This is a genomic window from Brevibacillus porteri (assembly GCF_003013475.1).
In the GTDB taxonomy this organism is placed as follows: Bacteria; Bacillota; Bacilli; order Brevibacillales; family Brevibacillaceae; genus Brevibacillus; species Brevibacillus porteri.
On record NZ_PXZO01000053.1, the window covers coordinates 108,722 to 122,797 of the forward strand.

Here is a 14,076-nt window from a genome sequence, read left to right on the forward strand (position 1 = left end):
ATGACTAGTCCCGAATCGAATCACAACCAGTGGAACTATTACGAAGAAATGCTTCGATGGCTGGATGTTCATCTGATGCGCTTGCTGGCAGTGCGAGCACAGCAGGGGGATGATTATCCGCTTGATCAAATGAGGGGGGTGATTGTCACAGAGGAAGAAGTCGTGCAATTGCTCGAGGCAGCCCCGCCAGCAACGCAGCTATGGGAAGCTTTCACAGAGCGGGTGGCAGCATGCGAGGAACGCCTGGATGCCCTGCACATGCAAGAAGCAGGTAGCGTACCGATTCTGGCAGTGGCAGAGGCTTTTTTGCTCAATCGCTTCGAGCTGGGATGTTTATTTCTTTGCCTGGCAGTCGAGCTGGATCGGAAGTACGAAAAGCTGTTTGGCTACCTCCTTGATGATATTACGTGCAAGTCACCTACTCCCGAATTGGCGATGCAGCTATTTTGCCAGAAAGCTGCTGAGAGAATAGAGGCCTGGACAGCGTTTACGCAAAAAAGCAAGCTGGGCCGATTGCTGCTTTTTACCGAGGCGGACATGGGTGGAAGCGGCTCTTGGCTCTCTCGGCCGTTAAAGCTGGATGAACGCATGCTGCACTTTTTGACGACAAGGGATGGAGGTGATGCCAGTCTGCCGCCTTGGCTATCCTGGAGCTTGCCAGATCAAGAGTTGGAACCATTTGTAGGGGAGAGCGCGATTCATTTGCAGGAGCGCTTTGAAACATTGTGGGAAACAGCAGGAGCAGATTCAGAGCGACTTCTCCTGCACTTGCATGGTCCGACTGGCGTTGGTAAAAGGCATCGCGTTAAGCATTTGTTTCATCGCGTCAGGCGGCCGGTGCTGTTCGTCGATGCAGAGCGCTTGATCCGGGAGGAAGCTTTTGCACGAAGATTACAGCAGGTATTGCGGGAGGTGCAGCTGCGGCGGGGTGTACTGTGCTTGCATCAGTTCGAGGTTTTTCTGACAGAAGAGGTACAAACAGCTGTGCGCAAGCAGCTGGTAATGGATGAACTCGAAAGCTTTTCAGGACCCACTGCCATTGTGGCGAAAAGTCAATGGAAGCCGAAAAACGCTCTGGGGAAGCGGATTTGGCTGGAAATGGAGGTGCCTAGTCCAGATGAAACGGAAAGGAGGCGATTATGGGAAACGGGCAGTGCAGGCATGAGCTTTTCTCAAGAGATTGACATAGGCGTTTTCGCAGGGAAATTCAAGCTGAATGCGGGGCAAATCAATCAGGCGCTTCACAGAGCAAATGAGATGGCGATGCAGACGAAAGAAAGGATCATTACGAAAATACACCTGCATGACGCTTGTTTCCTGCAAATGAGACATGCGCTAGAAAAGCACGCTTCTCGATTGAGACCCAAATACAGATGGGAAGATCTGATTTTGCCTGAGGAGCAACTGACTTTGTTGCGAAACGCCTGCAATCAGGTGACCTATCGAAATGTTGTTTTGGGGGAGTGGGGCTTTGGGCGAAAGCTTTCTTATGGCAAGGGCGTCAGCATGTTGTTTGCAGGTCCTCCGGGTACGGGCAAGACGATGTCGGCGGAAGTCGTGGCAAATGAACTGGGTCTGGAGCTTTTTAAAATAGACCTGTCGCAGGTGATCAGCAAGTACATTGGGGAGACGGAAAAAAACCTCCACCACATTTTCTCAGAAGCGAGAATCGGCAATGCCATCCTCTTCTTTGATGAAGCCGATGCCCTTTTTGGCAAGCGCTCAGAAGTGAAAGATTCGCATGACAAATACGCGAATGTGGAAACGGCCTACTTGCTGCAAAAGATGGAGGAGTACGAGGGGGTCTCCATTTTGGCGACGAATCTCCTGCAAAATTTTGACGAGGCTTTCATGCGCAGAATCAACTACGTGGTGAAGTTTCCTTTTCCCGAACCGTTCTATCGCGAAGAAATATGGCGCAGCATGTTCCCGGCCGATACGCCGCGAGCTGCTGACATCGATTTTGAGTTTCTCGCGTCCAAGCTACACATTGCTGGGGGCGGGATCAAAAATGTGGTTCTCGCTGCCTCTTTCTTGGCTGCATCGGAAGGCACGCCCGTTTCCATGAGTCATTTGATTGCGGCTGCAAAGCAGGAGTTAAAAAAGACGGGTAAGCTGCTATTGAAAGAGGATTTGGGGGAGTATGCCATCAGGTAGTGCGTATCAGAAGAATGCATGATTTTACAAAATTAGATAAAAATTTATGCAAAACCATTAATTTCAATGTTATGATAAGTATATTCTGTCAAATAATGTCGAGGTGAACGGGTATCAGCCAGTACACCGCCATTGCTGAAGTAGGAGAGACGCTGCTCACTCTTTTGCGCAAAGAGATGACGCCGGAGCCGATTAGTCAGCCGGAGTTGATTGGCCTAAGCTCGCCTGCTCAGCCAGGAGATTTGGCGCTAGCCTTGTTTTTATACGAAATCCGGGAAAGTCAGGAGAGGCAGCACATGATGATCAGTGAAGGTACTGATCAGTTGCGATATCCCCCAATGACGGTCAATCTATCCTACATATTGACCGCCCATTCCCCAGCAGAACAGCATACCCGCATGCTGGACGAGCATCGCATCCTCGGGCGTGCCATGCAGGTTCTCTACGACAACGCCATTTTGCGTGGCGATCAGCTTCAAGGCTCCCTCGCAAACATGGATACAGAGCTTCGTGTCGTCGTGGAGCAGCCTCCCGTTGATAAACTCATCCAACTATTTCCACATGTTCCGTACAAGCTATCCATCGGCTACTCGGTAGGGCCGGTTCATATCGATTCAACCCGAGTTCGTTCAACGAAGCGCGTACTGGAACGGGATATTCGCATACGAGGGGAAGGTCATGGTTAATGGATCAGCATTTCCAGGTGCGCATTCGTTCCGTCTTCTCGTATGCCGTCCGTCTGGTGGACATGTATACAAGAGGAGCCCCTTTTCGCTCGAGCTTGTCTGCTCGCTTGGCGAATCATCCACAAGTGCCCGTATGTAAAGGGGACGGATGGTATATCTTTACGGACTTGCCTGATGGGATTTACACGCTCTCCATAAGCAGCCGGGAGTATATGGATCACTCCATGTCCTTCTCCGTGATCACTGGGAGTACATCTTACACGGAGTCCATCATTTACTTGCAACCGAGTCCAGCCTATCCATTCCAGGCAGGAGACTCCCTTGTTCGAGGGAGAGCTTGCGTGGAGGATGGTTCCCCAGCTGGCGGAGCCTATGTGCAGGCTGTCATCTCGTATGAGCGAGATGCCCCGGTGAGATTGGCTGAGGGCGCTGACAAAGAGGCCACGGAGCTAATCGTAGCCAGTAAAAAAGGTCAAGTCGATTTGGCTGACGCTTTTCTTCTCGAAACACCCACATGCAAAGGGACGATCATTCGTTTTGCAAGTCCCCCAAAAGGTCGGGTTTATCCCTTGACCGAACCTCTTTCTTTTGCCTACCCAAGAGGCACTGTCTTACTCCCCCTGCTCGAAACGCATTGCGACGACAGAGGAGAATTCGTAGTTGCCCTTCCGTTGTTTCTGGAAAAAACTCATGCTCGTATGAATATTGAAGTGCGGCGGGAAGAAGCCGCTGGTTTTGCCGAGCTTTCCATTCAAGCCGGTACGACCCAATCCATAGGTATCATCCAAATGAACAGACCCAAATAGGGTGATCCGGCAGTTGTTTGGCGTCGGTCCATGACATCCTGCTGCCTGATTATAGAGCAAGACTCACGTATCAAAACGGCTTTTTTCGTAAGTGGTAAAGCCAGTGATGAAATTATTCGGAGGGAGGGACTGATTGCAGGTTTCTGCTGTCTGATACAAGCGGAACTCTCCAATCAGGTTACGATGCCAGAGTACTTATCACCAGGGGTGTATGTCGAGGAGTTTGATAGTGGCCCCGTTCCCATGGAGGGAGCGAGTACGAGCACGGCCGGCTTTATCGGGTTGGCCCAAAAAGGACCCGTTGCGGGATTGCCTGAGCTGATTACAGGTGTCAATGATTTCCGCAAGTTGTTCGGTTCCTATTTGTCTGAGAACGCGTTTGGCGAATACCGCTATCTCGCCTATGCGGTGGATCACTTCTTTCTGAATGGAGGCTCCCGTTGCTATGTGATGCGAGTAGCGCCAGCAGATGCGAAGCCAGCTTCCAATGAAGGCAACAGCGAAGGAGCTGTCCTTCGGATTACTGCAAAAAACCCTGGGGCATGGGGAAATCAGATCCGCGTAAATTTGATTCCGTCGAGCAAGGCAAAAACGCAGATTTACGAGCAGCTAGGCGAGGCTCCCAAGTACCGTGTGAAAAATAGTGCAGGCTTTCAACCAGGTGATGTCGTTTCTTTCTATGACGGTGAAACCAAACAGTACAGGGAAGTGGTTTCATCCCAAGACAATGTGATCGAGCTGTCAGCTGTGCTCACAGGAGACGTCGTCGATAACAATTTGCTGCCAGTCAAAATTTTGTCCACATGCGAATTCACGGTGCAAGTCTTCTACAACGATGAGGCTGAAGAGTTCGACAAATGCTCGCTCAATGTCTCTGCTGCCAATCATGTAAGCAAGCTGCTGTCCAAGAGCAATATCGTTGAGGTCGAAGCGGGTGCTGCCCCAGCAAGCCCTGAAGTCATTCCTCCTTTTACCGTCATTTCAGGGATGGCAGAAGAAACTCAATCCGAGGGCGGAAAGACGGAATTCGGTCTGTATCAAATCTCTTTGGCAGGAGGTAGCGACGGTTCTGTCGCCAATCTGTCAGCGGGCGAATACATGGGGGAGGATCACGGACCGGGGAAACGTACGGGAATCCAAGCCTTCATCGATAATGACGAAGTGAGTATTATGGCCATTCCTGGCGTGACAGACCCAAATGTGCAGCTCGCGCTTGTGGCTCATTGTGAAAACTTGAAAAGCCGCTTCGCCATCCTCGATATCCCACGCGACAAGAAAAAAGTAAGCGATGTGTTGACGCATCGCAATATTTTCGATACGCAATACGCGGCCATCTACAATCCTTGGCTGCAAGTGTTTGATCCACTGGACAAGCGCAACATCTACATTCCGCCATCAGGCTCCATGGCTGGTATTTACGCACGCTCGGACAATACCCGAGGCGTGCATAAGGCTCCGGCAAACGAGGTCGTGCGCGGCTGCACAGGACTGGATTGCCAGTACAATACGGGCGAACAGGATATTTTGAATCCGAAGGGAGTCAACCTGATTCGCGCGTTTACAGGTCAAGGAATTCGCGTCTGGGGTGCGCGGACGATGTCATCGAATGGGCTATGGAAGTACATAAACGTACGGCGCCTGTTCATTTTCCTCGAACAATCGATCAAAAACGGGACAAATTGGGTGGTATTTGAGCCGAATGACGAGAGGCTGTGGGCCCGCGTCCAACGCACGATTGATTCTTTCCTGACGCGTGTTTGGCGAGATGGCGCGTTAATGGGCTCAAGCCCGCAGGAAGCCTTTTACATTCAAATCGGCAGAAGCACGATGACACAGGATGATATCGACAATGGCAGATTGATCTGCGTGATTGGTATAGCACCTGTCAAACCAGCAGAGTTCGTCATCTTCCGTATTACGCAAAAAACATCTGATCAGCAATAATTCACGACGGAAAACGGTGTGAGGAAAGGGGTACAGTATGGCAGATCGCAAGGATCCATACCGCAAGTTTCGGTATCGGGTAGAGATGGACGGGATTCAGCAGGCTGGCTTCAGTGAGGTTTCGGGTTTTGATGCGTCTGTGGACGTAGTTGAGTATCGCGAAGGCAATGAGGTAATTACTCCGCGCAAGCTCCCGGGCTTGGCGAAGTACGGGAATATCACGCTGAAATGGGGCGTGACGGATTCGATGGATTTGTACAACTGGATGCAGGACACCATCCAGGGCAAGGTCGCACGCAAAACGGTAACGATCATCGCCATCAATGAAGCTGGAGATGATGTCGCTACATGGAAGGTCATCGAAGCATGGCCGACCAAATACACGGCGCCTGATTTTAACGGTACGTCCTCAGAGGTAGCGATTGAGCAGCTGGAAATCGCCCACGAAGGAATGACACGCACGAAATAATAGAAGATCCCGACGCCAAAGAGTGGCAAGGAAATGACTTTTCTTTGTCACTCTTGCTGGCCTAGGGTGATGAGGAGGATGACACCATGGCATTTAAAACGGAATACGAATTCGAGCTCCCGCGCGGCTATGTTGATGAAGAAGGAAACCTTCACAAACGAGGTGTCATGCGCTTGGCGACGGCTGCCGACGAAATTTTGCCGATGCGTGATCCACGTGTCCAGCAAAATCCCGGTTACTTGACGATTATTTTGCTGACGAGAGTGATTACCAAGTTGGGAGATGTACGGGGAATTGACACAAGAGTGGTGGAAAGGCTGTTTACCGCTGATCTCGCGTACCTGCAAAACCTGTACAGACAGATCAATGAATTGGACAGCTCGATGTTCAAGACATCTTGCCCGAAATGCGAGCATGAATTCCAGGTAGACATGGCTTTTTCAGGGGCGCTGGAGGGAGTATGAGTGGGTATCCCATCGACAAGATCTATGAAGAAGCCGCCTTCATCGCCTACTATTTTCACTGGCCACATGACGAGATCATGTCGATGGAACACAAGGAACGGCGGCGCTGGTGTGAAGAGATATCCGCGATTAACCGCAAGCAAAATGACGAACCCGAAAACGTTTTTGATGTGTTCAAGCGGAGGTGATTCTGGTGTTCGCCAATGAGAATCCGTATTACACCAACCTCCGATTTCGTGTGGACTTTCTTCCGTTTGGATTGGAGATGGATGGCATCTGGGTCGCTGGATTTAGTGAAGTGTCCGGATTGGCCGTCGAAACAGAGCTGGAGGAGTACCAAGAGGGCGGCGTGAATCATTTCGTCCACAAGCTGCCGAAACGCAGCAAGTTTCCCAATCTCGTCTTCAAACGAGGGTTTGTGAGATCAAACGAGCTGTGGAGATGGTATGAGGACTTCCACTTTGGCCCGCCAGAAAAGCGCAAGCGCAAGCAGGGAGCGATTATTCTGATGGACCCAAACGGAAATGATGTGGGGGCTTGGGCATTTGAAGGGGCTTATCCGGTCAAGTGGGTTGGACCGGAGTTCCGGGCCACGCATGGAGAAGTGGCCATCGAGACATTGGAAATCGTGCACCACGGCTTAAAATCGTATTTTTAAGCCTTATCCCGTCTGCAAGGAGCAAAAGAAACGATGATAACGATCAAGGCGCTCCCACCTTCGCGTGGTCCATCACTGCTGCCAAGGGCGTCCAGCCAAGGCTTTGCACAAAGCATCATGCAGAAGTATCGGCACGGGGAAGGGCGCGATCCCGGCTACCTCGCTTTGATCCATCGTGATTTTTCGCCGAGTATCGGAGGGCAGGAAAACCACTTTCATCAAACCTTCATTCATGTACGCATGCAAGTACAAGTGGACTCCTACCTCGGATTGAATCGAGAAATGTTGCCGAACGGACAGGCTGGTTTCCCATGGCCAAAAGAGCGTGCGGTGATAACGCAAGCATCGGGATCAGGACGAAAAGTACAACCAGCTACTTTGATACATGAGCTTTTTCGAAAGTGGGAGTCATCCAAATTAATCGAGAAGGTTTACCTGCCTCGGATCATGGTTGTCTCAAATGGGAGAGATAGATATCGCTGGTCTAGCTATGTTCAGTCTTCGGTTCAGCGAGCAAGCTCACTTGAAAAATGGTTGCCGCTGGGTCGATTCAAAGAGCAAATAGACCCGGTCGATATTACCTCTCCTCTTTGGAAAGCAATCGTTTCAGACAGCAAAGAAACCGTACGGGAAAGATTCAGGACGCCTGAGACTTCCTATGGTTCACCAGAATTTTTGGTACACGGTGATCCTGGTGGACGCAAGAGCATGCAAATTGCACGTGAGCGGATATGGCTCGAATCAGCGACAAGAATAGACGCGATCTCGAATTCACGTGTCAGAGCGACGCGTTCTGAAACAGGGCGATTCGAACGGTTTGGGGTTCGCAATTTTTGGCAGTTGATCGGTAGAGGAATGGAACCAGAGATTGGGACGTGGTCCTTTCCTGTTTTGCTAAAACGAGCAGAAGGACGGGCTGCGAGCTCTTTTTTTGATCGCGCGGTGTGGACAGAGAGAGCCGGAATTGACGGCAAAGATATCACTAGACGAATCGTTCGTGAAAGTGAAAGTACACGTTGGTCCGTAGCTTCCCAGCAGACTGAGCTTTGGAGGCGCTGGTGGGAAAACCTGAGTCTGTGGCAGAAAAGTAGAGCAACATGGCTACCAAGGACGATGACTGTGCATCCACGTCTACGTGTTTTACAGCCAACTGGTTTCCTGAAAAGCCGTCAACATCCGCAAGCGAAAAGCGCATGGATGCTAGAAACGCTGTCCCCATTAGAACGGAAGATATTTCAGAGCAATGAGCTTTCGAAGATGTTCTCGTCCGTATTGCCTAGCATACTTCATCGAGCTGATGCTGGTCGGACCAAGCAGCAGGCTGTAAGGGAACGGTTCAAACAGCTGTTCCATTTGGCTCAACAGTTTTCGAGGGCAGAAAGTGAACGTCGGCAAGCAGTGCTTGTTTCTCGACAGAGGTTGAAGCAGATAGAAAGCAGGCGGGAAGAACAGTCGAGTGCCTTGGCGCATTTGTTGCGTCACCTCATAAGTCGAGAGCGACAAGCAACCGTGCTTGCATCTAGGGTGGAGCAGGAGCAGCCGAGTAGCATTACATTTCACCCGTCACAACTGCTGCTTCCTTTCGAATCCATCGGAACAAGGAATCAGCAGACATACGCGTTCCTTCAACAACTGATATTTCAGGAAGCTAGGTTGAACGAGATTGTCCGGGAGCAGTCCATTCGCTTGCGATCAAGCCATGAGCAAACTCATCCAGGCAAAACGAACATGATCCCGGTTGTCTCTCATGCATCGTATCAGCAGCTTGACGTGCTACAGCATGAGTGGTGGACGGGTTTGTCGTTACGCCTTTTACACCCCTTGCAGGGGCAACTGTTCCCATTGCGTATGACACGTATCACAGATAGCTCCCAAACAGTTCCGCTTCTCTCGCAGCCAATTGTCAGGAAGTCGATCGCTGCTTATTGGATACAGAGCTTCCAGTCCGCCAATGCTCTTGTTTTCTTTGAAAAACGAGGATGGTTGAACCAGCCTTGGATCAAGGAATATCTTGAAACGCATAACGAAATAGAGCGCGGGCTTGCTGGTATAGCTAGTGCTGCACGATTTGCATGGAATCGCTTCGTACCTGTCTTCCATGTGAATCGCCAACTCTGGCAAACGCTACAGGATCAAATCGTCAGTTCTACCCATCAGGAGACGAACAGGAAGTCTGTGATGGCGTGGGTGCATCTTCAACAGAGAGTGGCAAAACAGCTCAGCGCAAGGGAATTCCTTGCAACTAGAACGCATGCGCCAAGGCACCTTCCGTATGAGCCGAGGAATCAATCTCCGTATCCTGTAGGCATCTCCCAACCGTTTTTTCAGTCACCTATTCATTTTCCGGGAAATAAACACGTGTATCAGTTGCCATACGAGACGGTACGTCAGCTACTGTCGTTCCAGGGTAGGAAAAACAAGCGGGCAGATGTTGCTTTCTTCAAGAATCAAGAAAAGTTCAGCCTACCGGGACGAAAAGCGACGATCTCGATGGTACACGAGCATGAGCATAGACCGATACGGCACACCTTCTCCCTAAAAAATGAACAGAGTACAAGTCGAGCATTCTTGCATACTCATCGTCATGATCGGGCTGCCGTTTCCCTCAGGTTGAACGGCTTTGGTTCTGCAATGCTTCGTGTCACAGAGTGGATTGGACTTGAAAGAACAGAACATCAGCGATTGTACAACACGTCTGCGAAGTCGTTTTCAATCAGAGAGGATGTCTCTGACAGGAACTCATTGCGACGGATCGCTGCTGGATGGAGTGCAGAACTAGGACTCACGATCCTCTTGCAAAAAAGCGCGAAGCTGGCTGCGATGCGCGAGTTTTCAAAGGTAGGCAAAATTAGCACAAGTGGGAAAGCTCCCCCGAGCAGTGAAAAGCAATCGAATGATCATCCAAGGTCTCGCCAGGGCGAAAGCAATCCAATACGAGAAAGCCGTCCATCCCGTGAAAGCTACCACTCCCGTTTCTTGCACGAGACAGCCAGCTTGTGGACAAGCTCCGTTGCCCTGCATGCTCGTCTCTATCTTCAAGTCATGGAGCAAATCAAAAAGGCTATCCAGACTGATTTCCGGACGGAAGCCTATATCCAAAACCATCACTCACTCTCGACAGTACTGAATCGTCACGATACACAAATGGTTGTTCAGAAACAATGGAGACCACTCCCTAGCCTTATGCATGGTCAAAGCGTGAGGGTGCCTGACAGTTTCATGCATGAGAGTGGGAGCATACGTGCAACAGAGCTACTACCACGAAAAGGTCGAGTCAACAGCTGGGAGACTTTATCTCGCCACAGCCGTTTTCAACAAACGAACCATGAGCAGATTCTGACGGTCAATCAGAATGGGCAGATGGTCAAACGGCTAACTCATAGTGAGTCACAGAAGATTGAGATTCAAGACGCTCGACTCACCCCCTTGCAAAGAGCAGGGATATTCAACCTGACGTCAACAACGCCAATGGCGGCGGAAAAAGTGGAGCATGCGAAAGAAAACACATCCCTAGCACTTTTGCCAAAGCCAATGCTTGCGATGGCGAAGCAGCCACCACTCCTGCAAGCTTTGCAACAAGCTCAAAGAGCGCCCGGAGAATCCGAACAGCGCTCCCTGTCCGAAAACGCAACCCATACTCATCGACAATCGTTACGCACAGCAGACAGCTATGCAAGCCCTGCTGCTACCGTTCAGTCCCCGCCGTCTATGGAGTTTCTGAGAAAAAACATTCAGCCTCAAGAAACCGCAGTGCAGCAGACGACAACACTTCCACTCCAACGACAAGTCGATCTAGACGTGCAAGAGAGGGCTGGCAATCAGACGTCGTTATCCCCACAAGAGGTGGATCGATTGATGGATAAAATGATGAAGGAGCTGGACAAGCGCCTCATTCAAGAGCGGCAGCGACGAGGTTTATAAGCAGGAACTGCCGCATTCACAGACGACTATTTCTTCGGTAAAGAGAGGCAAAAGCCAATGATGGGTCAGGAGAAAAAGGCCAAAATTTTAGTCGATCGCAACGGGCAAGGAGACTTCAAGGAGAGTATTTCCGTTCTCTTTAACCCTTCGGAATACAAGGTGGATGCTTCCAATAACTACTCGTGGCAAAAGATATTGGGACAATCGGTACCAGTGGGGATGTTCACGAGCGGAGATATCGAGACATTATCGGTCGACTTGTTTTTTGATACATACGAGGCTGGAGTGGATGTGCGTGCATTCACGAATCAGGTGCTGGGGCTGATGGCCGTAGAAAAGAAAATCAGTACACCACCCCTATGCAAATTCGTCTGGGACAGCTTTCAATTCACAGGCGTGGTCGAAAAGGTTTCGCAGCGGTTTACGATGTTTCTCGATCAAGGGACACCAGTACGAGCCACGTTAGGCGTCACGTTTAAAGGCACGAGTGTGAAAAAATCCGCGGACGATATCGGAGCCGCAAGAGAAAAAGTCGCACAACAAACGGTCAACCAAGGAGACCAGTTGTACTTGATGGCGTATCGCTCGTACAGTGATGCATCGAAATGGCGAAACATTGCGAACGCCAATCGGATCGACAATCCCAGACTTCTAAAACCGGCTACTACCCTGCATGTGCCACTTGTGAGGTGACGAAGGAATGAGCGAATTGAAATTGACGACAGACCGCCACTCCTTCGATGACCTGCGCCAAACGTACAATAACTTTCATTCCCCAGCCTTGGAAATACTCGTTGGAGGGAAAAAGCTGATCAGCCAGGTAGGTGTCGCCATTACCAAAGCAACGATCAACTCCAGCTTGGACGGCAAAGCCGATACGTTTTCGTTTTCGGTAACCAATGCTTTTGATACGGCAAAGTGGGAATTTCGCTGGGCAGATGACCATTTGGTTCCTGGAAATGAAATCGAAATTCAGTTGGGCTACGGAACCGAGCTTTCCAGTCTCTTTTACGGGCATATTACAGCCGTTTCGTTTGCATGCGAGGAGACGCCTACCATTACGGTAAAAGGGATGGACAAATCGTTCCTGCTTATGGTGGATAACAAGTCTACCTCCTGGAATAAAAAGAAATACAGCGATGTCGTGAAAGAGTTGGGACAAAAATACGGCTTGTCGACGCATGTGGATGATACGGTTCAGACAATCGAGACCATTACAAAGACGGTCTCCGAGACTGACTTTCAATTTTTAAATCGTCTCGCAAAAATTTGTAACTACGATTTTTTTATCGTCGGGAAGAATTTATATTTCCGTAAGCCACTGAGCAACATGACGCCGGTCCTCACGTTGATCTGGGGAGTTTCCTTGCGCAGCTTTTCCGTCGATGTCAACATCGCTTCCCAAGCTTCCTCCTATACGGTGCGATGGGTAGACAAGGACAAATCAACGGTGCTCCAAGAAGCAAAAGCAACGAGCACAGATATCGGGAAGCTCGGGACCAATTCGAAGACAAGTGCTGATCTGTTGAAAGCAATCGGTGATTATTTTGATAAATACGAGTCAACGAAAAAACTGGACTCACCTGAGGAGATAAAAGCGGTTGCCAAAGCACGCTTGAATCAACTCGCCATGAACCTTCTCGACGGCAACTGTGAGGCAGTGGGTCTGCCAGAAATTCGGGCTGGCCGCTATATCAAGCTAGAGGGCCTGGGGAAAAAGCTGAGTCAGCCTTATTACATCACATCCGTCACACACACCATCGATGTGGCATCTGGCTACGTCACGACGTTTCATGTGAAGGGAAATACGATATGAGCTTTGATCATTGGTTCTACCAGGATGAAATCACAGAAGAAGAACGGGCGAAAATCCACGGTGTCATTGTCGGCATTGTGACGAACAACGAAGACCCGGAAAAGCTCTCGCGAGTGAAGCTGAAGCTGCCTCTGGTTGATAATGAGCGGGAGACGGACTGGGTGCGAATCGCCACGCTTTTTGCAGGAAAAGATCGCGGCAGCTTATTCATTCCGGAGGTAGGCGACGAGGTGCTGGTCGCATTTCATTGGGGAGATGTACGCGAACCATTTGTGATCGGGATGCTCTGGAATCTGGAAAACAAAGGCCCGGAAATGGCGGAAAAAAACAATATCCGAAAAATCACGACCCGTGCAGGCCACGAAGTGATTTTTGGTGATGATCCGAATGACGGGAAGATCACGATTGCCACGAAAAAAGGACAACAGGTGGAGCTGTCGGACAAGGATGAGAGTATTGTGCTTACGGAGAGCAGTGGAAACAACCAAATCTCCATCAAAGGCGGCAGCACCAACGAGGTTACGGTGAAGAGCGGTTCAAGTACGATTACGTTGAATGCAAAAGGGCAAGTGACCATACAGTCAGACACATCGCTGACAATCAAGTCCACCCAGCTGAATCTGGAGGCGCAGGGAGCCATGTCGATTAAAGCAGGAGCGTCCCTGAACATCAAATCTGACGGAATTGTTGCCGTCAACGGTTCGGTGATCAAATTGAATTAATTCATGGGAGGATTCCATGCAGCAGCCATTCGGTGAAAAAGGATGGAAGTTCCCTATTCAGGTGGATCAGGCTACAGGCCGGATTCGTTTGTCCAACTACGAGGATGACATCGCTGAAGCGATTCGCATCATCCTTTCTACGGCAAAGGGAGAGCGTGTGATGCGACCGAAATTCGGGAGCGGATTGCAAGGCTTCATGTTTGATGGCACGGACGGAACGAGTCTAGCTTTGCTCCAGTCGGACATCGCAGAAGCGATCATGATCTGGGAACCACGTGTGCGAGATGTGCAGGTGGAGGCCAAGGTCGACAAGACTCATTCCGAAACGGTGAACGTTGCGATCAGCTATACGGTACGTGCGACAAACAAAGGCTATCAGCTGTTGTATCCTGTCCATCGTCACGGTCCACATGGATAGCGCAAGAGTCACAGT

Annotated in this window: 13 protein-coding genes; all 13 read left to right on the forward strand. The window is 50.2% G+C overall.

Annotated features, from left to right (window positions below; all coding sequences use genetic code 11):
• Positions 1-2,157 carry an ATP-binding protein gene (locus tag C7R92_RS25385; protein ID WP_106836071.1) on the forward strand — a complete coding sequence of 719 codons (2,157 nt, stop codon included), beginning with the start codon at positions 1-3 and terminating at the stop codon, positions 2,155-2,157.
• Between the two features lie 131 nt (positions 2,158-2,288).
• Positions 2,289-2,843 carry a Pvc16 family protein gene (locus C7R92_RS25390; RefSeq protein ID WP_279629829.1) on the forward strand — a complete coding sequence of 185 codons (555 nt, stop codon included), beginning with the start codon at positions 2,289-2,291 and terminating at the stop codon, positions 2,841-2,843.
• Positions 2,843-3,649, forward strand: a complete 807-nt coding sequence (locus C7R92_RS25395; RefSeq protein WP_106836072.1) for a hypothetical protein — start codon at positions 2,843-2,845, stop codon at positions 3,647-3,649. Before C7R92_RS25390 ends, C7R92_RS25395 begins: the two co-directional genes overlap by 1 nt.
• A gap of 183 nt (positions 3,650-3,832) precedes the next feature.
• The gene (locus C7R92_RS25400) at positions 3,833-5,593 is read left to right on the forward strand and encodes a phage tail sheath subtilisin-like domain-containing protein (RefSeq protein ID WP_069848284.1); all 1,761 of its coding nucleotides are present in this window, start codon (positions 3,833-3,835) and stop codon (positions 5,591-5,593) included.
• A 37-nt stretch (positions 5,594-5,630) separates the two neighbouring features.
• Complete coding sequence (locus C7R92_RS25405) at positions 5,631-6,062, forward strand: phage tail protein (protein WP_007721341.1); 432 nt, start codon at positions 5,631-5,633, stop codon at positions 6,060-6,062.
• An 86-nt stretch (positions 6,063-6,148) separates the two neighbouring features.
• The gene (locus tag C7R92_RS25410) at positions 6,149-6,526 is read left to right on the forward strand and encodes a hypothetical protein (protein WP_007721338.1); all 378 of its coding nucleotides are present in this window, start codon (positions 6,149-6,151) and stop codon (positions 6,524-6,526) included.
• On the forward strand, positions 6,523-6,714 hold the full coding sequence (locus C7R92_RS25415) for a DUF6760 family protein (RefSeq protein ID WP_017250500.1): 192 nt from the start codon (positions 6,523-6,525) through the stop codon (positions 6,712-6,714). The genes C7R92_RS25410 and C7R92_RS25415 overlap by 4 nt, the downstream gene beginning before the upstream one ends.
• Positions 6,715-6,719: 5 nt before the next feature.
• Positions 6,720-7,184 (forward strand): phage tail protein, encoded by a 465-nt coding sequence (locus C7R92_RS25420; protein WP_106836073.1) that lies wholly within the window; start codon positions 6,720-6,722, stop codon positions 7,182-7,184.
• A 33-nt stretch (positions 7,185-7,217) separates the two neighbouring features.
• Positions 7,218-11,105, forward strand: coding sequence for a hypothetical protein (locus tag C7R92_RS25425; RefSeq protein ID WP_106836074.1), 3,888 nt, complete (start codon positions 7,218-7,220; stop codon positions 11,103-11,105).
• A 57-nt stretch (positions 11,106-11,162) separates the two neighbouring features.
• Positions 11,163-11,798: a CIS tube protein gene (locus tag C7R92_RS25430; protein ID WP_069847664.1), complete on the forward strand. Its 636-nt coding sequence runs from the start codon at positions 11,163-11,165 to the stop codon at positions 11,796-11,798.
• 7 nt (positions 11,799-11,805) lie between these two features.
• Positions 11,806-12,921 carry a phage late control D family protein gene (locus tag C7R92_RS25435; RefSeq protein WP_106836075.1) on the forward strand — a complete coding sequence of 372 codons (1,116 nt, stop codon included), beginning with the start codon at positions 11,806-11,808 and terminating at the stop codon, positions 12,919-12,921.
• Positions 12,918-13,643: a phage baseplate assembly protein V gene (locus tag C7R92_RS25440; RefSeq protein WP_106836076.1), complete on the forward strand. Its 726-nt coding sequence runs from the start codon at positions 12,918-12,920 to the stop codon at positions 13,641-13,643. The genes C7R92_RS25435 and C7R92_RS25440 overlap by 4 nt, the downstream gene beginning before the upstream one ends.
• A gap of 16 nt (positions 13,644-13,659) precedes the next feature.
• Positions 13,660-14,061: a GPW/gp25 family protein gene (locus C7R92_RS25445; protein ID WP_106836077.1), complete on the forward strand. Its 402-nt coding sequence runs from the start codon at positions 13,660-13,662 to the stop codon at positions 14,059-14,061.
• The last annotated feature ends 15 nt before the right edge of the window (positions 14,062-14,076 follow it).